15 protein-coding genes and 1 pseudogene are annotated in these 17,875 nt (G+C 63.0%); 9 read left to right on the top strand and 7 right to left on the bottom strand.

Features of this window, described 5'->3' with window-relative positions; translation table 11 throughout:
• Positions 1-9: 9 nt before the first annotated feature.
• Together NKJ09_RS21165 and NKJ09_RS21160 are read left to right on the top strand one after the other, a co-directional pair.
• Complete coding sequence (locus NKJ09_RS21165) at positions 10-939, top strand: electron transfer flavoprotein subunit alpha/FixB family protein (RefSeq protein WP_023721072.1); 930 nt, start codon at positions 10-12, stop codon at positions 937-939.
• Between the two features lie 114 nt (positions 940-1,053).
• Positions 1,054-1,932: a 3-hydroxybutyryl-CoA dehydrogenase gene (locus NKJ09_RS21160; RefSeq protein WP_023721073.1), complete on the top strand. Its 879-nt coding sequence runs from the start codon at positions 1,054-1,056 to the stop codon at positions 1,930-1,932.
• 9 nt (positions 1,933-1,941) lie between these two features.
• Here the strand turns inward: NKJ09_RS21160 and NKJ09_RS21155 are convergent, their stop codons facing one another.
• Both NKJ09_RS21155 and NKJ09_RS21150 read right to left on the bottom strand, forming a co-directional pair.
• Entirely contained in the window at positions 1,942-2,580 is a 639-nt protein-coding gene (locus NKJ09_RS21155; protein ID WP_352495609.1) for an NrsF family protein, read from the bottom strand.
• A 1-nt stretch (position 2,581) separates the two neighbouring features.
• Positions 2,582-3,124, bottom strand: coding sequence for a sigma-70 family RNA polymerase sigma factor (locus NKJ09_RS21150; protein ID WP_352483526.1), 543 nt, complete (start codon positions 3,122-3,124; stop codon positions 2,582-2,584).
• Positions 3,125-3,326: 202 nt separating this feature from the next.
• On the opposite strand from NKJ09_RS21150, the gene NKJ09_RS21145 reads away from it, so the two are divergent.
• The 3 genes from NKJ09_RS21145 (at position 3,327) to NKJ09_RS21135 (ending at position 7,166) form a co-directional block, all read left to right on the top strand.
• Positions 3,327-4,334 carry an iron ABC transporter substrate-binding protein gene (locus NKJ09_RS21145; RefSeq protein ID WP_352483525.1) on the top strand — a complete coding sequence of 336 codons (1,008 nt, stop codon included), beginning with the start codon at positions 3,327-3,329 and terminating at the stop codon, positions 4,332-4,334.
• 169 nt (positions 4,335-4,503) lie between these two features.
• Positions 4,504-6,087, top strand: coding sequence for an ABC transporter permease (locus tag NKJ09_RS21140; RefSeq protein ID WP_352483524.1), 1,584 nt, complete (start codon positions 4,504-4,506; stop codon positions 6,085-6,087).
• Entirely contained in the window at positions 6,084-7,166 is a 1,083-nt protein-coding gene (locus tag NKJ09_RS21135; protein ID WP_023721080.1) for an ABC transporter ATP-binding protein, read from the top strand. Before NKJ09_RS21140 ends, NKJ09_RS21135 begins: the two co-directional genes overlap by 4 nt.
• Positions 7,167-7,188: 22 nt before the next feature.
• On the opposite strand, the gene ugpC is transcribed toward NKJ09_RS21135, so the two are convergent.
• The 4 genes from ugpC to ugpB all read right to left on the bottom strand — a co-directional run bounded on the left by ugpC (position 7,189) and on the right by ugpB (position 11,501).
• A complete protein-coding gene (gene ugpC, locus NKJ09_RS21130; RefSeq protein WP_352483523.1) occupies positions 7,189-8,256 on the bottom strand; it encodes a sn-glycerol-3-phosphate ABC transporter ATP-binding protein UgpC in 1,068 nt (355 codons plus the stop codon).
• A gap of 7 nt (positions 8,257-8,263) precedes the next feature.
• Positions 8,264-9,112, bottom strand: coding sequence for a sn-glycerol-3-phosphate ABC transporter permease UgpE (gene ugpE, locus NKJ09_RS21125; protein ID WP_352483522.1), 849 nt, complete (start codon positions 9,110-9,112; stop codon positions 8,264-8,266).
• An 8-nt stretch (positions 9,113-9,120) separates the two neighbouring features.
• Positions 9,121-10,005 (bottom strand): sn-glycerol-3-phosphate ABC transporter permease UgpA, encoded by an 885-nt coding sequence (ugpA, locus tag NKJ09_RS21120; protein ID WP_352483564.1) that lies wholly within the window; start codon positions 10,003-10,005, stop codon positions 9,121-9,123.
• A gap of 185 nt (positions 10,006-10,190) precedes the next feature.
• Positions 10,191-11,501 carry a sn-glycerol-3-phosphate ABC transporter substrate-binding protein UgpB gene (gene ugpB / locus NKJ09_RS21115; RefSeq protein ID WP_352495610.1) on the bottom strand — a complete coding sequence of 437 codons (1,311 nt, stop codon included), beginning with the start codon at positions 11,499-11,501 and terminating at the stop codon, positions 10,191-10,193.
• Between the two features lie 293 nt (positions 11,502-11,794).
• On the opposite strand from ugpB, the gene NKJ09_RS21110 reads away from it, so the two are divergent.
• Positions 11,795-14,227, top strand: coding sequence for a bifunctional diguanylate cyclase/phosphodiesterase (locus NKJ09_RS21110; protein ID WP_352495611.1), 2,433 nt, complete (start codon positions 11,795-11,797; stop codon positions 14,225-14,227).
• 2 nt (positions 14,228-14,229) lie between these two features.
• Here the strand turns inward: NKJ09_RS21110 and tlpA are convergent.
• Positions 14,230-14,876: pseudogene (tlpA, locus tag NKJ09_RS21105) on the bottom strand (thiol:disulfide interchange protein TlpA).
• A gap of 35 nt (positions 14,877-14,911) precedes the next feature.
• Here tlpA and argH point away from each other — a divergent pair.
• The 3 genes from argH to lysA all read left to right on the top strand — a co-directional run bounded on the left by argH (position 14,912) and on the right by lysA (position 17,874).
• The gene (gene argH / locus NKJ09_RS21100; RefSeq protein ID WP_352495613.1) at positions 14,912-16,312 is read left to right on the top strand and encodes an argininosuccinate lyase; all 1,401 of its coding nucleotides are present in this window, start codon (positions 14,912-14,914) and stop codon (positions 16,310-16,312) included.
• 70 nt (positions 16,313-16,382) lie between these two features.
• Positions 16,383-16,589: a hypothetical protein gene (locus tag NKJ09_RS21095; protein ID WP_352495614.1), complete on the top strand. Its 207-nt coding sequence runs from the start codon at positions 16,383-16,385 to the stop codon at positions 16,587-16,589.
• A 16-nt stretch (positions 16,590-16,605) separates the two neighbouring features.
• Positions 16,606-17,874, top strand: coding sequence for a diaminopimelate decarboxylase (lysA, locus tag NKJ09_RS21090; RefSeq protein WP_352495615.1), 1,269 nt, complete (start codon positions 16,606-16,608; stop codon positions 17,872-17,874).
• Position 17,875 lies beyond the last annotated feature (1 nt).

Below are 17,875 nucleotides of genomic sequence, written 5' to 3'. Positions count from 1 at the left end.
ACAACAAAAATGACAATTCTTCTGATTGCCGAACACGACAACGCGACGCTTTCCGACCAGACCGCGAAGGCGCTTTCCGCGGCGCTGCAGATCGGTTCGGACGTGCATGTGCTGGTTGCCGGCAAGGGCGCCAAGCCGGCAGCGGACGCCGCCGCCAAGCTCAAGGGCGTCACCAAGGTGCTGCTCGCCGACGCCGACGAACTGACCGAGCGTCTCGCCGAACCGCTGGCGGCGCTCGTCATTTCGCTTGCTGAGCCATACGACACGATCATTGCGCCGGCGACCTCGTCGGGCAAGAACGTCTCGCCGCGCGTCGCGGCCCTGCTCGATGTCGCCCAGATATCGGAAATCATCGAAGTCGTGTCGCCCGACATCTTCAAGCGGCCGATCTATGCCGGCAACGCCATCCAGACCGTGCAGTCGAGCGACGCCAAGAAGGTCATCACCGTGCGCACTGCTTCCTTTCAGGCAGCACCCGAGGGCGGTTCCGCGCCGGTCGAGACGGTTCAGGCGGCAGCCAATCCCGGCCTGTCGAGCTTTGTCGAGAACAAGCTGTCCGAGACCGACCGCCCGGAGCTGACCTCGGCCAGGATCATCATTTCGGGCGGCCGTGCGCTGGGCTCCTCCGAGAAGTTCCAGGAGGTCATCCTGCCGGTCGCAGACAAGCTCGGTGCGGCTGTCGGCGCATCTCGCGCCGCGGTCGATGCCGGCTATGCGCCGAACGACTGGCAGGTCGGCCAGACCGGCAAGGTGGTGGCGCCCGATCTTTATATTGCCGTCGGCATCTCCGGCGCCATCCAGCACCTTGCCGGCATGAAGGATTCAAAGGTCATCGTCGCCATCAACAAGGACGAGGAAGCGCCGATCTTCCAGGTCGCCGACTACGGCCTCGTCGGCGACCTCTTCGTCATTCTGCCGGAACTGCAAAAGGCGCTTTGACGCCCTCTGCCAAAGCGTATTAAATTCTGCGGGGTGGGGTAGACGAAGTCGCCCCGCCCTTTTAGTTTGCACTGCACAAAAAGCAGGCCGCAAAGGCCTTGACGGGATCGGGTAATGAGCAAGATCGAGACGATCGGCATCATCGGCGCGGGCCAGATGGGTGGCGGCATCGCCCATGTATCGGCGCTGGCGGGCTACAAGGTGCTGGTTTACGACATTTCGCCCGACCGCATCGAAAAGGGCATTGCTACGGTCAGCGGCAACATGGCCCGTCAGGTCGGCTCCGGCAAACTTGAGGAAAAGCTGCGCAACGAGGCGATGGCGCGCATTTCCGCGGCGCCGGCCATGGCCGACCTTGCGGGCGCCGATCTGGTGATCGAAGCGGCGACCGAAGACGAGACAGTCAAACGCAAGATCTATGCTCAGCTCTGCCCGCAGCTCAACCCCGAGGCCATCCTGGCGACGAACACCTCGTCGATCTCGATCACCCGGCTGGCTTCGCAGACCGACCGCCCGGAACGCTTCATCGGCATACATTTCATGAACCCGGTTCCGGTGATGAAGCTGGTCGAGCTGGTGCGCGGCATCGCCACCGAGGACCAGACCTTCGAGGCAGCAAAAACCTATGTGAAGCAGCTCGACAAGACGATCACCGTCTCGGAGGATTTCCCGGCCTTCATCGTCAACCGCATCCTGCTGCCGATGATCAACGAGGCGATCTACACGCTCTATGAAGGTGTCGGCTCGGTCGACGCCATCGATACCGCCATGAAGCTCGGCGCCAACCATCCGATGGGGCCGCTGCAGCTTGCCGACTTCATCGGGCTGGATACCTGCTTGTCGATCATGCAGGTGCTGCATGACGGCCTGTCGGATTCGAAATACCGCCCCTGCCCGCTGCTGGTCAAATATGTCGAGGCCGGTTGGCTCGGCCGCAAGACCGGGCGCGGCTTCTACGACTATCGCGGCGAGCATCCCGTTCCGACGCGCTGATCGCCACCGCTACCAGCGCACGAAAAGCCGTCCGCCGACCGCCCCGAGCGCGGCAAGGCCGGCGATCGCGATCGTATACCAGGTGCCGACGAAAAGCGGCGAATCGTCGAAGCAATGCGCTGCATAGAAGGTCGCCGCCAGCCCGCCGGCAAGCAGGCCCGCGGTCGCACCGGCAAGCACCGGCCTTGTTGGCGCGCCATGGCGCAGCACCGCGAGAAAGACGGCAAGCGGGCCGATGCCGATCAACGGAATGAAGGTCAGGCAGATGACCATGTTCGTGCCGACCAGGCGCGTGCCCCAGTCGGACACAGGCACGACGAGGAGTTCGAGAATCACGGCCATAATCACCAGCAGCGGCGCGGCGATCATCCAGCTCGCCGCCCGCCCTGTCGATGCACCGGGCGTCGACAGCGCGCGGACGAGGGCAAAGGCGCTGACGGCTAGAGCAATCGTGAAGACGAATTTGGACAGGAACCGCATCGTGTGCATGGCAAATGCGATGTCGGGACGTGGGCCGATCGTCAGCCAGAAAACCGCGGCCGCGATCACGATGGCCGCGCCGGTTGCAAGCAACCAGGCGGCGCCCAGCGGCAGCGCCTTGCTGCGGACATCGGCATCGAGCGCCTTGATAAGATCTTCGGTCCTCATGCTATTCCCGCCCCGCCCCGAACCGTTTGGCAATGGCGGCAAGCCCGCGGTGTAGTGACACCCGCACAGCCGTCTCGCTGATGCCGAATTTCGCCGCCGTCTCGCCGATCGAACGGCCTTCGACCGACACGGCCGAGACGACCGAACGCTGCGCCGGCGACAGGCAGTCGAGTGCCCGGTTGACGTCGCGCTCGCTGATCGTCTCCGATTCCGGCTCGGCAAAGGTCTCGGCGATTTCGTCGATCTCGATCTCGATCCGCCGGCCGCGCCGCCGGAACGCATCGATCAGCTTGAAGCGGGCTATTGCATAAACCCAAGGCAGCACCGGCGCATCATGGCGCCAGGTATGTCGTTTCACATGAATGGCCAGCAAGGTTTCCTGCACGACGTCCTCGGGATCGACCCCGCCCTGCACGATCTTGCGCCGGGCAAAGCCACGAACGAGGGCGGCGATCCGGTGCAGAAAGTCGGCATAGGCCCTTTCGTCTCCGGCGATTGCGGCCCGCAGCAGCCGGGAAAGCTCGGCTTCGTCCTTGCCGCTCACAAGAGTTCACTCCCCGATATTCGCGTCTCGGCGCTGGTTTGTTACGTGGCCGGCGAAATAATGTCCAAGGCAAATTAGCTGGGCATCACGAAAGTTTGCTCCTTTTGAGCGATTGAGCGGGCCAGCAATGTTGACTGCGCTAGTCATGTATTGATAGGTGCAGCATACCAAGCCAAAGACCATCGAAATCGAGGACGATGCCATGAAATATGCTCTTTCCGCCCTTGCCGGTGCGACAGCACTTGCAATCAGCCTGATCGCCGGCCCGGCGTTAGCCGAGGACGAGGGCATCGTCGTCTACAACGCCCAGCACGAAAACCTGACCAAGGCCTGGGCGGAAGGATTCACCAAGGAAACCGGCATCAAGGTCACCGTCCGGAACGGCGGCGACAGCGATTTCTCCAATCAGATCGTTGCTGAGGGGTCCTCTTCGCCAGCTGATGTGTTCCTGACGGAAAACTCACCGGCCATGGTGCTGGTCGAGACAGCCGGCCTGTTCGCGCCGGTCAACGCCGAGACGCTGGCCCAGGTTCCGCAGGAGTACCAGCCGGCGAGCGGCAAATGGGTCGGCGTTGCCGCGCGCAGCACCGTCTTTGCCTACAACAAGACCAAGCTGACCGCCGACCAGCTGCCCAAATCGCTGCTCGATCTCGCCGATCCGAGCTGGAAGGGCCGTTGGGCCGCTTCGCCCTCCGGCGCCGATTTCCAGGCGATCGTCAGCGCCTTGCTGCAGCTCAAGGGTGAGACTGCCACCGCCGACTGGCTGAAGGCGATGAAAGAGAATTTTACCGCCTACAAGGGCAACAGCACGGTGATGAAGGCGGTCAATGCCGGCGAGGTCGAAGGCGGCGTGATCTATCACTACTACTACTACGGCGATCAGGCCAAGACCGGCGAGAACAGCAAGAATGTCGAGTTGCACTATTTCAAGCACGAGGACCCCGGCGCTTTCGTCTCGGTTTCCGGCGGCGGTGTGCTGGCCTCGAGCAAGCACCCGAAGGAAGCCCAGGCTTTCCTGAAATGGGTCACCGGCAAGGGCGGCCAGGACGTGCTGAAAACCGGCGATTCGTTCGAATACGCAGTCGGCAAGGGCGCCGAGTCCAATCCGAAGCTGGTGCCGCTGGCCGATCTGCAGGCGCCGAAAGTCGACCCGACGGCGCTGAACTCGAAAAAGGTGACCGACCTGATGACGGCGGCCGGCTTGCTTTAGCCGGCGTTCGTCCTAAAAGGGCAACCGACTGCGCTCCTGTGGGAATTCGCTTTCCGCGGGAGCGCTCTGTTTTCAAAATGGCATTTGCCCATGACCACAAGCTGCTCGCCACATTGTCGGCCGCCGATCGTTTCCGCCTCCGGGCGGACCCGGCGCAACGTCTGATCTGATGCAGTCTGCGATCGATCTCGCACCTTCAGGCTTGCCGGCCGACACCACGGCCGTGCGGGCACGTCGTTGGTCGGTCTCATGGATTGCGTTGGCTGCCGTCTTTGTCTCGCTTTTCGCGCTGCTGCCGCTTGCCTTCATCGTCTGGGTGGCGGTGCAGACCGGCTGGGAAACGGTGGCGGCGCTGGTGTTCAGGCCGCGCGTCGGCGAGCTTCTGGTCAACACCAGCCTGCTGGTGGTGCTGGCGGTGCCGATCTCGATCGTGCTGTCGGTGGCGCTGGCTTGGCTGACGGAGCGCAGCGATCTGCCGGGTGCCCGCTTATGGGCCTGGCTGTCGGTGGCGCCGCTCGCCATTCCCGCCTTCGTCCACAGTTACGCCTGGATCACCATGGTGCCCAGACTGCACGGCCTGTGGGCCGGCGTGCTTGTGTCCGTCATCGCCTATTTCCCCTTCCTTTATCTGCCGGTGGCGGCGGCATTGCGCCGGCTCGATCCCGCTCTCGAAGATGCAGCGGCAGCCCTTGGTCTCGGCCCGTGGCGCGTGTTCAGGCGTGTCGTGCTGCCGCAGCTCCGGCTCGCCATTTGCGGTGGCTCCCTGCTGGTCGGCCTGCATCTCCTGGCCGAATACGGGCTCTACGTGTTCATCCGCTTCGATACATTCACCACCGCGATCGTCGACCAGTTTCAGTCGACCTTCAACGGTCCCGCCGCCAACATGCTGGCCGGCGTGCTGGTGACCTGCTGCTTCGTGCTGCTCGGGCTGGAGGTGCTGGTGCGCGGCGAGGAGCGCTATGCCCGCGTCGGCTCGGGTGCTGCGCGCCACCAGCAGCGCACGAGCCTTGGGCGCGCCACCATTCCTTGCCTGCTGCTGCCCGCTGTTACCACGCTGCTGGCGCTCGGGGTGCCGTTCGTCACTATCGGTCGCTGGCTCATGGCCGGCGGCGCCGATATCTGGCGGCTCGACGAGATCGGCCTGGCGCTTGGTCAGACACTGTTCCTGGCGATTGCAGGCGCGCTGCTCGCCACCGTCGCGGCAATGCCGATGGCGTGGATTTCGATCCGCGCGCCGGGAAGGCTGCAACGCGTCCTGGAGGGCTGCAACTATATCGTCGGCGCGTTGCCCGGGGTTGTCATCGCCCTGGCGCTGGTCACCATCGCCGTGCGTATCGCCATGCCGCTCTACCAGACCCTGTTCACCATCCTGGTCGCCTATGCGCTGATGTTCCTGCCGCGCGCTCTGATTAGCCTCAGGGCGTCGATCGCACAGGCGCCGGTCGAGCTCGAACGCGCCGCCTCCAGCCTCGGCCGGTCGCCGCTCAAGGCGCTGTGGTCGACGACCATCCGCCTGTCGGCGCCGGGTGCCGCGGCCGGCATGGCATTGGTCGCGCTCGGCATCATGAACGAGTTGACCGCAACCCAGATGCTGGCGCCCAACGGCACCCGCACGCTGGCCATGGCGTTCTGGTCCTATAGCGGCGAGATCGACTATGCGTCGGCGGCGCCTTATGCCTTGATCATGGTGGCGATGTCGCTGCCTTTGACCTGGCTGCTCTACGTCCAGTCGAAGCGGATGGCCGGGCGATGAGCTTTCTCGAGCTGAGCGGCATCCACAAGCACTACGGCCCCGTGGCAGCACTTGCCGGCGTCGACCTCAGCGTGGCCAGCGGCAGCCGTACGGCGATCGTCGGGCCATCCGGTTGTGGCAAGACCACCTTGCTGCGGCTGATCGCCGGCTTCGAGGCGCCCGACCAGGGCCGCATCGTGCTCGATGGCGAGGTGCTGGCCGATGGCGACACGGCCGTGCCGGCGCATCGCCGCGGCATCGGGCTGGTGGCGCAGGACGGCGCTCTGTTCCCGCATCTGAGCATCGCCGCCAATATCGGGTTCGGCATGGGCCGTCACGAGGAAAAGCGGAGCGAGCGCATCGCCGAGCTCGCCTATGTCGTCGGGCTGGACAAAGGGATCCTGAAGCGCCGCCCGCACGAACTCTCCGGCGGCCAGCAGCAGCGCGTCGCGCTCGCCCGCGCCATGGCCATGAAGCCGCGGCTGATGCTGCTCGACGAGCCGTTCTCGGCGCTCGACACCGGCTTGCGCGCCTCAATGCGCAAGGCCGTGGCCGAGCTCCTCGAAACGGCCGGCATCACCACCATCCTGGTCACCCATGATCAGGCCGAGGCGCTGTCATTCGCCAGCCAGGTCGCGGTGATGCGCGACGGCAAATTCTCGCAGGTCGGCACGCCGCGCGAGCTCTATTTCAAGCCGAAGGACCGGATGATCGCCGAGTTCCTCGGTGACGCCATCGTCCTGCCGGCCAGGATCGCCGATGGCGTTGCCACCTCGCCGCTCGGCCGCATTGCCGTCGACAGCACGGAGCGGCGCGACGTCGCGCGCATCATGCTACGGCCGGAGCAGGTGCTGCTGAAACGGACATCGCGTGAAGGCATGTCCGGCACGCCGGACATGCTGTTCGGCGAGGTGACGGAATCCGAATTCGCCGGCTCGATGTGCACGATCGCGGTGCGTCTCTTGAACAGCCCCGATCCGCCCGATGCCGCCGCCATCGGCAACACGCCGTTGATCCTGCGCAAGCCGGGAATGGACGCGCCGGCGATCGGCGAGATCGTCCGGCTGACCGTGTCGGGCAAGGCGCATGTGTTTGCCTGAACGGTTTTGCGCAAGGCCGACCTCAATCGACCCGTTTACCGGCATGATCGAACCAGTGCAGCTTTTCAGACCTGGCCACGACGCGCAATTGGTCGCCTGGCTTGGCGCTGGCGCGGCCTGAGACGCGCACGACGATACGGCTGCCGGCTGCCGCGCAGTGGAGAAAGCTTTCGGCACCGACCGGCTCGACTGCTTCCACTGTCGCCGGCAACGCGAGCGCGCCGGCCGGCGCCTCTGCCGTGAAGGTGATATCGGCATCCTCCGGACGAAAGCCGAGTGTCACCGCCTTGCTTTGTCCAGGCGCCGAGCCAATCACCGTCCCGTCCGTCAGTACCGAGCCTGGAGAGGCCCCCGTGAGGGCCAGCAGATTCATCGGCGGCGCGCCGATGAAGGAAGCAACGAAGATCGAGGCCGGCTTCTCGTACACGTCGAGCGGCGCGCCGATCTGCTCGACCAGGCCGGCGTTCATGACGACAAGGATGTCGGCCAGCGTCATCGCCTCAAGTTGGTCGTGGGTGACATAAACCGAGGTGACGCCAAGCGAGCGCTGCAAATTCTTGATCTCGACGCGCATCTGCCCGCGCAATTTCGCATCGAGGTTGGACAGCGGTTCGTCGAACAGGAAGACTTTCGGGTTGCGCACGATGGCGCGGCCCATGGCGACACGCTGGCGCTGACCGCCGGAAAGCTCGCGCGGGCGCCGGTCGAGCAGCCCCGAAAGCCCCAGGACCTTGGCAGTCGAGCGCACCCTGCTGTCTATCTCGTCCTTCGGCGTGCCGCGGTTGCGCAGACCATAGGCCATGTTGTCGTAGACCTTCATATGCGGATAGAGCGCGTAGTTCTGGAACACCATGGCGATGTCGCGCTCGGTCGGGCCAATGGCGTTGACCACCTTGCCGTCGATGGCGACTGTACCGACCGAAATCGTCTCGAGCCCGGCGATCATCCTCAGCAGCGTGGACTTGCCGCAGCCGGACGGGCCGACCAGCACGCAAAGCTCCTTGTCGGGAATGGCGATGGAAACGCCCTTCACGGCCTCGACGCCGCCGGGATAGATCTTCTTGACATCCTTCAGATCGACGGTCGCCATCGGCTTCTCACTTTTCGGATTCGACCAGGCCGCGCACGAACCAGCGTTGCATCAGCACCACGACCAGGATCGGCGGCACGATGGCCAGCATCGCGGTGACCATGACCAGGTGCCATTGGGTGTCGGCATCGGCGAAGGAAACCATCTTTCGCAGCGCGATGACGATGGTGTTCATGTCGTTGCTGTTGGTGACGAGCAGCGGCCAAAGATACTGCGTCCAGCCGTAGATGAAGAGGATCACGAACAGCGCGGCGATGTTTGTCCGCGACAGCGGTACCAGAATATCGAAAAAGAAGCGCCATGGACCGGCACCGTCGACACGCGCCGCCTCGACCAGTTCGCCCGGGATGGTCATGAAGAACTGGCGAAACAGCAGCGTTGCGGTGGCCGAGGCGATCAGCGGGATGATCAGGCCGGCATAGGTGTCGATCATGCCGAGATCGACCATCACCTTGTAGGTCGGCAGAATGCGCACCTCGACCGGAAGCATCAAGGTGATGAAGATCAGCCAGAAGAAGGTCATGCGCAGCGGAAAGCGGAAGAACACGATCGCGTAGGCCGACAGGATCGAGATGAAGATCTTTCCCACCGCGACGCCGAGCGCCATGATCGTGGTGTTGAGGAGCAGTCTGCCCACGCTGACACCGCCGATACGACCGATGCCGCCGAACAGCGCCTCGCTGTAATTGTTCCATAGCTGGTCGCCGGGCAACAGCGGCAGCGGCGGCCTGAGGATCGTTTGCAGCGTGTGCGTCGAGGCAACGAAGGTGTAGTAGATCGGAAAAGCCACGATCAATATGCCAAGGATAAGCACGGCATGGGCGATGACGGTGCGGAGCGGAGATTGGCCGATCATCGCTGCCCTCAGCCGTAATGGACTTTGCGTTCCACATAGCGGAACTGGATGGCTGTGAGCGCGATGACGATGGCCATCAGGATGACCGACTGCGCCGCCGAGTCACCCAGGATCAGATTGACGAAGCCGTCATTGTAGACCTTGTAGACCAGCGTCTCGGTCGTCTTGCCCGGGCCGCCGCCGGTGACGGCATGAACGATGCCGAACGTGTCGAACAGGGCATAGACGGTGTTGACGACCAGCAGGAAAAAGGTTGTCGGCGCAAGCAGCGGGAAGACGATGGTCCAGAAGCGCTTGGTCTCGCCGGCGCCATCCATGGCCGCCGCCTCGATCAGCGTTTTCGGCACCGCCTGCAGGCCGGCGACGAAGAACAGGAAATTGTAACTGATCTGCTTCCAGGCAGCCGCCGACACCAGCAGGATCATGGCGTGGGTGCCGTTGAGCAGCGGGTCCCATGCGATGCCGAGGCTTCTCAGCAAATAGGCCAACGAGCCGATCGAAGGATTGAACAAGAAAAGCCACAGCATGCCGGCAATCGCCGGCGCGACGGCATAAGGCCATATCAACAGTGTGCGGTAGAGGCCTTTGCCGCGCACGGCCTTCTCGGCCATGACCGCGAGCAGCAGGGCCACAACCATGGCAACGATCGCGGTCGCAAGCGAGAACACCACGGTGACCTTGATCGAGTTGAGGTAGGCCGGATCGGCCAGCACCTTCCGGAAATTGGCAAACCAGACAAACCTGCTCTTCAGCCCGAACGGGTCTTGCCTGAGCATCGACTGGTAAAGCGCCTGACCGGCCGGCCAGTAGAAGAAAACCAGGGTGATGGCGAGTTGTGGCGCCACCAGCAGGTACGGCAGGATCTTGTTGGGAAATACGACGCGTGGAGACAAGCTGATTTCCCTCGCTATCCAGGTATCGCCCACGCGAGCTCGCGTGGGCGATATTCCAACCGACTAATGCATGTCGCCCAAAAGTGCGCAGCGGTTTTGAGATAACGACATGCATAAGAACAAGAGCTTAAAGCGCGTCGCATGTGGCCATTCAAACGCGACGCGCTTTAACCGAGATAATCTCGTCAGTTCTCCAGCGCTTCCTTGATCGCGGCGTTGCCGCGTGTGACCGCATTGTCGAGCGCCTGCTGGGCGGTTTGCTGGCCGGCCAGCAGCTTCTCCAACTCCTCATTCTGAATATCACGCACCTGCGGCAGATTCGGCAGGCGCACGCCCTTCGAGTTGTCGGTCGGCGCCTTGCCCGTCATCTGCAGGATGGGTGTCTCGCGGCCGGGGTTTTTGTCATAGAAGCCTGATTTCTTGGTCGCCTCATACGCGGCGAGCGTCACAGGCAGGTATCCCGACTTCTGGTGCAGATATTCCTGCACATCGGTCTTGGACAGATAGGCAAAGAAGGCGGCAACACCCTTATATTCCTCGTCCGACTTGTTGCCGAACACCCACAGGCTGGCACCGCCCGGCGTGGTGTTCTGTGGTGCGCCCTTGGCGTCGCTATCGTAGGGAAGCTGGCCGATGCCATAGTTCATGCCGGACTTGACGATATCGCCGAGGCCGCCCGACGATTCGGTGAAGATGCCGCATTCGCCGGCGAGGAATATCTGCTTGGCTTCGGAGGTGCGCCCGCCATACTTGAACGTGCCGTCCTTGGCCAGGTCCGCGAGTGCCTGGAAGTGGTTGACGAAAATCGGCGCATTGATCTTGAGTTCGACATCGCCGCCGGCCAGGCCGTTCTGCCGAGTGGCCCAAGGCACGTCATTCCACGCCGCGAAATTCTCCAGATGGATCCAGGTCAGCCAGGTCGAGGTATAGCCGCAAGGGGCGGCGCCGCTCGTCTTGATCTTCCTGGCAGCTTCCCACACCTCGTTCCAGGTCTGGGGCGGGCTGTTCACGTCGAGGCCCGCCTTCTGGAAAATGTCCTTGTTGTAGTAGAGGATCGGCGACGAGGAGTTGTAAGGGAACGACAGCATGGTGCCGTCCGGCTTCGAATAATAGCCGACGATGCCGGGCAGATACTGGCTCTTGTCAAAGGTCATCCCGGCACTGGTCAGCACATCGGCCGCCGGCTTGATCGCACCCTCGGCCGCCATCATCACGCCGGTGCCGACGTCGAACACCTGGAGGATATCGGGCGCCTGGCCGGCGCGGAAAGCGGCGATGCCGGCATTCAGCGTCTCCGGATAGGTGCCCTTGAACACCGGAACGAGCTCATAGTCGCTCTGGCTGGCGTTGAAATCCTTGGAGATCTTGGCGACGACCTCGGCGTTGGCGCCGGTCATGGCGTGCCACCAGCTGATCTGCGTGACGGCGAAGGCGGAGGTGGTGGAAAGCAGGGTCAAGGTGGCGGCAACACCGGCCGCGAAGCCGAAGAACTTCATGTTTCATCTCCCGTTTGTCATTGGCGAAAGGGGCACTCTCGCAAAGCCAATATGTGGCGCTGATGACAATCGGACAACGGTTTTGTTGCGGGTCAATGAACATCGCTTCCGGCTAAAGTGCGCTCGCTACCGAAAGCGTCGCCAGGAACTACATCACCGCCTTCTCGGCGGAGCGCATCGGTTTTCCCCCGAAAAGGCCCGCCTCATGGCCCGCGGGTTAACCATTCGTTAAAATCTCCAAGAGCTAATCAGTCACACCTCCCCTGTTATTTGGCAGACCGAGTGAACCCAGGATGCTGACGGTCTATAATTGTATTGTAAGTCAGCACGACCTGAGACTGGTCGCACTTGCCGCCCTCGTCTGCGGCATTTCTTGCTTCTCTGCAGTAAATCTCCTTAAGCACGTCGGCCGATCGACCAACCGAAACCGGCTTGTCTGGCTAATGATCGCCGCAACTTCGACCGGGTTCGGCATATGGGCGACGCATTTCATCGCCATGACTGCGTTTACGCCGGGAATACCAAACGCATACAATCCGGGATTATCCGCCTTTTCGCTTGCCGCCGCCGTCATCCTGACCGCGCTTGGGATGTGGGTTGCCACCTTGCGCCGCGGCATCGACCATTTCCTCGTCGGCGGTGCCATTCTCGGTGGTGCCATCGCGACGATGCACTACATCGGCATGGCGGCGTTCGAGGTCGAGGGCCGGATCGTATGGAACCTGCTCCTTGTCGCGATATCGCTTCTGGCCGGCGGGACGCTCGCGGCAATGGCGCTCCTTGTCGTCTTGCGCCGCCCGTCCGCGCTCGCAACACTTGGTGGCGCCGCGCTTTTGACGCTGGCGATTTGCAGCTTGCATTTCATCGCGATGGGCGCGGTGTCGATCATTCCGGATTCCTCGATTGAAATATCCGAACATTCCATCGAGCCCATTTCCCAGGCCTTTGCCGCAGCGGTCGCCAGCCTGGTAATCCTTGTGCTGTCAGGCGCCGCGCTGTGGATCGACCTGCGCTTTCGCCGGCAGAGGCTCGAGGCCGATCGCATGCACGATCTCGCCAATGCCGCGGTCGAAGGGCTGATCGTTTGCGATGGCACACGCATAGTCAGCGCCAATGACAGCATGGCGAAACTGACGGGCACGGCGACAGCCACCCTGAACACGATGCAACTCGGCGAGCTGTTCGATGGACAGAGCGCAGCCGATGTATCCGGCTTCGGCGAACAGGCACAAGAAACGAAATTGAGGGGCAGCGACGGCACGAGAATTCCTGTCGAGCTGATCGCCAGGAAGATCGCCTACTGCGGCAGGCCTCATACGGTGCTTGCCGTTCGCGACATCCGTGAGCGCAAGAAGGCGGAAGAAGAGATCCTCCGTCTCGCGCATTTCGATCCACTTACCGGGCTTGCCAATCGGCGGAGCTTTTCTTCCCGGCTCGAAGCAGAAATCGCTTCGATGGAGCGTGGCAGCAAGGATGGATATCTGGCGCTCCTGCTGCTTGACCTCGACCGATTCAAGCAAGTCAACGACCTCTACGGCCACAGCGCCGGTGACGCCATGCTGCAGAAGCTGGCGCACTGCATTTCCGGCATTCCGCGCCACGGACAGATGCTCGCGCGTCTCGGCGGCGACGAGTTTGCCGTCTTAGCTCCGAACCTCCCCGACCCCCTGGCCGCAGGCCTCATAGCCGAGGACTTGCTGGCGGCGATCCGGGAGGAAAACAGGGTTTCAGTCGGCTCCGGCCTTGTTTCGGCCAGCATCGGCATCGCCTTCTTTCCGCTGGATGCCGAAGATCAGGCCGGCCTGATCGGCCATGCCGACACGGCACTCCATCGCGCCAAGACCGAGGGCAGGGACACGTATCGTTTTTTCGAGATAGCCATGGGCACCGCGGCCCGCGACAAGCGCGTGATGGAGCATGAACTGCGCCAGGCGATCGCCCGCAAGGAGTTCCACCTCGTCTACCAGCCGCAGAAGGAAATCCGCAGCGGCAAGATGATCGGCTTCGAAGCCCTGGTCCGTTGGCAGCATCCGGAGCGGGGCGACATTTCCCCGGCCGTTTTCATCCCCGTGGCCGAGGACAGTGGCGCCATCGCGCAGATCGGCGACTGGGTGCTGACGACGGCTTGTAACGATGCTGTTCGCTGGACGAATCCGCTGATGGTCGCCGTCAACGTCTCCGCCGTGCAGCTTCACAATCCGAACTTCAGCCGCAAGGTGCACGACGCACTGTCGAGATCCGGCCTCGCACCCGGCAGGCTCGAACTGGAGATCACCGAAACGGCCCTGGTGAAGGACATGCCCCGCGCATTGGCAACCTTGAGGCAGGTCAAGGCGCTTGGCGTGCATGTGGCGATGGACGATTTTGGCACCGGCTATTCTTCGCTGTCCAACCTTAGCGCCTTTCCCTTCGACAAGATCAAGATCGACGGGTCGTTCATCAAATCGGTCGACAAGAACGGCCAGTTCGCGGCGATCGTCCGCGCCGTGCTGGGGCTTGGACGCGGTCTCGGCCTGCCGGTCCTGGCGGAGGGCATCGAGACGCCGGGCGAATTGCAGTTCCTTGACGCCGAGGCTTGCGAGATCGGGCAAGGCTATTACCTCGGCAAACCGGCTCCGATCGAGACATTCGGCGAGTTGACGGGCGTCACGGCTCCGGCAGTCCGCACCGCCAGCCGGCGCGGCGCAAGCATCGCCGTGCTCAAGCCGCGCCTGCGCACGGTCTGAGCCTATCCCGGCTGAAGCGCTGCCTCGACCAGACGCTTGGCATCCGGCCCCGACCATTCGGCCGGGCCGGCATGGTGACCGGCAGACCGAGCGCCAGGCCGCGCGTCTTGACATCGTTGAACAGTGCCATGGTGGCATCGCGATAATAGCCGAGCGCCTTGACGCCGGTGTCCTCGAGGAACTTCTTCGGCTTGGTATCGTCGCCGGCATCGACGTTGACTGCAACAACCTGAAACGCGTCGCTGCCCATCTCCTTCTGCAGTGCATCGAGCGCCGGCATTTCGGCGCGGCAAGGTGCGCACCATGTTGCCCACAGATTGAGCAGCACCGTCTTGCCGGCATGATCGGCGATCGTCGTCGGCTTGCCGTCGGGGCCGTTGAAGGCGAGGCTTTTCAGCGATTGCGGCGGATCCGCCGGCAAAAGCGCGGCGACTTGACCGGCAGCGGCCGCGGCGATCTTCTTGGCATGGTCGGTCTTGGCGGCGCAGGCCACGTCATCCTTGCCGCCGCCGGCGGCCACTTGCGCGGGCGCGTTGTTGCCAGAACCGCTTTCCCTGACATATACCGCGACCGCGCCGGCCAGCACGCCCGCAACCAAAGCGGCGAGGATGAGACGCAAAGCCGGGAAAAATCTATTGCCGTCTGCCATTTTGCAAAAACTGCTCCGGAGCACGGGTTATAGCGATGAGCGACAAGAAGGCCAGCAACCAGATGTGGGGCGGACGTTTTGCCTCGGGTCCGGCCGCAATCATGGAAGCGATCAACGCGTCGATCTCGTTCGACCGCAAACTCTATGCCCAGGACATTCGCGGCTCGATCGCCCATAGCGAGATGCTGGCGCAAACGGGCATTATTTCGGCGGCCGATCAAGAAAAAATCAGTCACGGGCTGAACACGATCCTGGCAGAGATCGGGGCCGGCACATTCGAGTTCTCGACCAGGCTGGAAGACATCCACATGAATGTCGAGGCCCGCCTCGCCGATTTGATCGGCCCTGCCGCCGGCCGCCTGCACACTGCCCGCTCGCGCAACGACCAGGTGGCGGTCGACCTCAGGCTCTGGGTCAAAGACGAGTGCTTTCGTGTCGCCGAGGCGCTGAAAGGCCTGATCACAGCGTTCCTCGCCCGGGCCGAGGAGCATGCGGCAACGGTGATGCCGGGCTTCACCCACATGCAAGCGGCGCAGCCGGTGACCTTCGGCCACCACTGCATGGCCTATGTCGAGATGTTTGCGCGCGACCTGTCGCGCGTCCGCGATGCGATCGAACGGATGGACGAAAGCCCGCTCGGTGCGGCCGCCCTTGCCGGCACCAGCTTTCCGATCGACCGGCACCAGACGGCAACGGCGCTTGGTTTTCGCGAACCGATGCGCAATTCGCTCGACAGCGTTTCGGACCGCGATTTCGCGCTGGAATTCTTGGGGCTGGCGGCGATCTGCGCGACACATCTGTCGCGGCTGGCCGAAGAGATCATCATCTGGTCGACCCCGCAATTCGGTTTCGTCAGGCTGTCGGATAGCTTCTCGACGGGTTCGTCGATCATGCCGCAGAAGAAGAACCCCGACGCCGCCGAACTGGTGCGCGGCAAGACCGGCCGTGTCACCGGCCATCTGGTCGGCCTGCTGACGGTAATGAAGGGCATGCCGCTGACCTATGGCAAGGACATGCAGGAAGACAAGGAATCCGTCTTCGACGCGGCAGAGACGCTCGACCTGATGCTGGCGGCGATGACCGGCATGGTGCGCGACATGACGGTGAACACTGCCGCGATGAAAAAGGCGGCCGGCGCCGGCTATTCGACTGCGACCGACCTCGCCGACTGGCTGGTACGCACGCTCGGCCTGCCGTTCCGCGAGGCGCACCATATCACTGGCCGGGCGGTGGCGCTGGCCGAGGACAAGAAGGTCGGGCTCGACAGGCTTTCGCTGCAGGATTTGCAGTCCATTCACCTCGGTATCAGCGCCGACGTGTTTTCGGTTCTGGCCGTGCAGAATTCTGTAAAGAGCCGCACAAGCTTCGGCGGCACCGCGCCGTCCGAGGTGCGCAAGCAGATCCGCTACTGGAAAAAGCGGCTCGCCAAGGCGTAAGACGCGGGGTGCAATGGCCGCAAAACTCGGCTAGAAGCGCTGCGGGCAACAGTTTCGGACGGATGACGCGATGACCGGAAGCAGGATTTTGGTGACGCTGACGCTGCTAGCGGCGATGGCGACCGTTGCGGCCTGCGGCAGGAAGGCTGCGCTCGATACGCCCTACGCGGCAGCCGTGCAGGCGCGCAAGGACGCCGAGAAGGCCAAGCAATCTTTGCCGCCGGAGCCGGAAAAACCTGTCGAGGACAAGAAATTCATCCTCGACCCGCTGCTCTGATTTTCGGACCGATCTCGTGAACCATTTCGACTACCGCGACGGCGTACTGCATGCCGAGGACGTGGCAATATCAGATATCGCCGCCAGTGTTGGCACGCCGTTTTATTGCTATTCGACGGCGACGCTGACCAGGCATTTTCGCGTCTTTGCCGAAGCTTTTGCCGGGCTCGACGCCCTCGTCTGCTATGCCATGAAGGCGAATTCCAACCAAGCTGTGTTGAAGGTGCTGACAAGGCTCGGCGCCGGCGCCGACGTTGTCTCGGAAGGCGAACTGCGCCGCGCTTTGGCCGCCGGCATTCCGGCAAGCAAGATCCTGTTTTCAGGCGTCGGCAAGACCGCGCGCGAAATGGATTTTGCGCTCTCGGCCGGCATTCTCTGTTTCAACGTCGAATCCGAACCGGAGCTGGAGCTGCTGTCGGCCCGCGCCACCGCGCTGGGCAAGATCGCGCCGATCTCGCTGCGCATCAACCCGGATGTCGACGCCAGGACGCACAAGAAGATTTCGACTGGGAAGGCCGAGAACAAGTTCGGCATTCCCTGGCAGCAGGCGCGGAAGGTTTATGCCCGCGCGGCTGAGTTGCCGGGCATCAAGATCACCGGCATAGATACCCATATCGGCAGCCAGATCACCGAATTGCAGCCCTTCGACGACGCCTTCGCGCTGCTGGTGGAACTGGTCGGCGCGTTGCGTGCCGACGGGCATGCCATTGAGCATATCGATGTCGGTGGTGGCCTCGGCATTCCCTACCGCGTCGACAACAACCCGCCGCCTTTGCCCGAAGCCTATGCCCAGATCGTCAGGAAGCATGTCGCCAAGCTCGGGCTGAAAGTGATGTTCGAGCCGGGCCGGCTGATCGTCGGCAATGCCGGTATCCTGGTCTCGGAGGTCATCTTCGTGAAAGAGGGCGACGCCAAGAACTTCCTCGTCGTCGACGCCGCGATGAACGATCTGATCCGGCCGACCCTTTACGACGCCTTCCACGACATCAGGCCGGTGGTGCAGCAGCCGGTCGCAGCACCGCGCATGAGGGTCGACGTCGTCGGCCCGGTCTGCGAGACCGGCGACTATCTCGGGCTCGACCGTGACCTGCCCAGGCTGAAAGCCGGCGACCTGATCGCTGTCGCCACCGCCGGCGCCTATGGCGCCGTCCAGGCCGGCACCTACAACACCAGGCCGCTGGTGCCGGAAGTGCTGGTCGACGGCGACCGCTTCCACATCGTGCGCCCGCGCCAGACCTATGACGAATTGATCGGGCTGGATTCGGTGCCTGATTGGTTGACCTGAG

It is taken from the genome of Mesorhizobium sp. M0189, from assembly GCF_040322135.1.
GTDB lineage: Bacteria > Pseudomonadota > Alphaproteobacteria > Rhizobiales > Rhizobiaceae > Mesorhizobium.
This window is presented reverse-complemented; position numbering and strand designations above follow the sequence as displayed.

Coding starts and splice junctions, on each gene's coding strand:
- NKJ09_RS21155 (WP_352495609.1), bottom strand. CDS start 2,580: ATGAGGACCGAAGATCTTATCAAGGCGCTCGATGCCGATGTCCGCAGC.
- ugpE (WP_352483522.1), bottom strand. CDS start 9,112: ATGATCGGCCAATCTCCGCTCCGCACCGTCATCGCCCATGCCGTGCTT.
- NKJ09_RS21095 (WP_352495614.1), top strand. CDS start 16,383: ATGACCGGAAGCAGGATTTTGGTGACGCTGACGCTGCTAGCGGCGATG.
- ugpB (WP_352495610.1), bottom strand. CDS start 11,501: ATGAAGTTCTTCGGCTTCGCGGCCGGTGTTGCCGCCACCTTGACCCTG.
- NKJ09_RS21160 (WP_023721073.1), top strand. CDS start 1,054: ATGAGCAAGATCGAGACGATCGGCATCATCGGCGCGGGCCAGATGGGT.
- argH (WP_352495613.1), top strand. CDS start 14,912: ATGAGCGACAAGAAGGCCAGCAACCAGATGTGGGGCGGACGTTTTGCC.
- NKJ09_RS21145 (WP_352483525.1), top strand. CDS start 3,327: ATGAAATATGCTCTTTCCGCCCTTGCCGGTGCGACAGCACTTGCAATC.
- NKJ09_RS21140 (WP_352483524.1), top strand. CDS start 4,504: ATGCAGTCTGCGATCGATCTCGCACCTTCAGGCTTGCCGGCCGACACC.
- NKJ09_RS21165 (WP_023721072.1), top strand. CDS start 10: ATGACAATTCTTCTGATTGCCGAACACGACAACGCGACGCTTTCCGAC.
- NKJ09_RS21135 (WP_023721080.1), top strand. CDS start 6,084: ATGAGCTTTCTCGAGCTGAGCGGCATCCACAAGCACTACGGCCCCGTG.
- NKJ09_RS21110 (WP_352495611.1), top strand. CDS start 11,795: ATGCTGACGGTCTATAATTGTATTGTAAGTCAGCACGACCTGAGACTG.
- ugpC (WP_352483523.1), bottom strand. CDS start 8,256: ATGGCGACCGTCGATCTGAAGGATGTCAAGAAGATCTATCCCGGCGGC.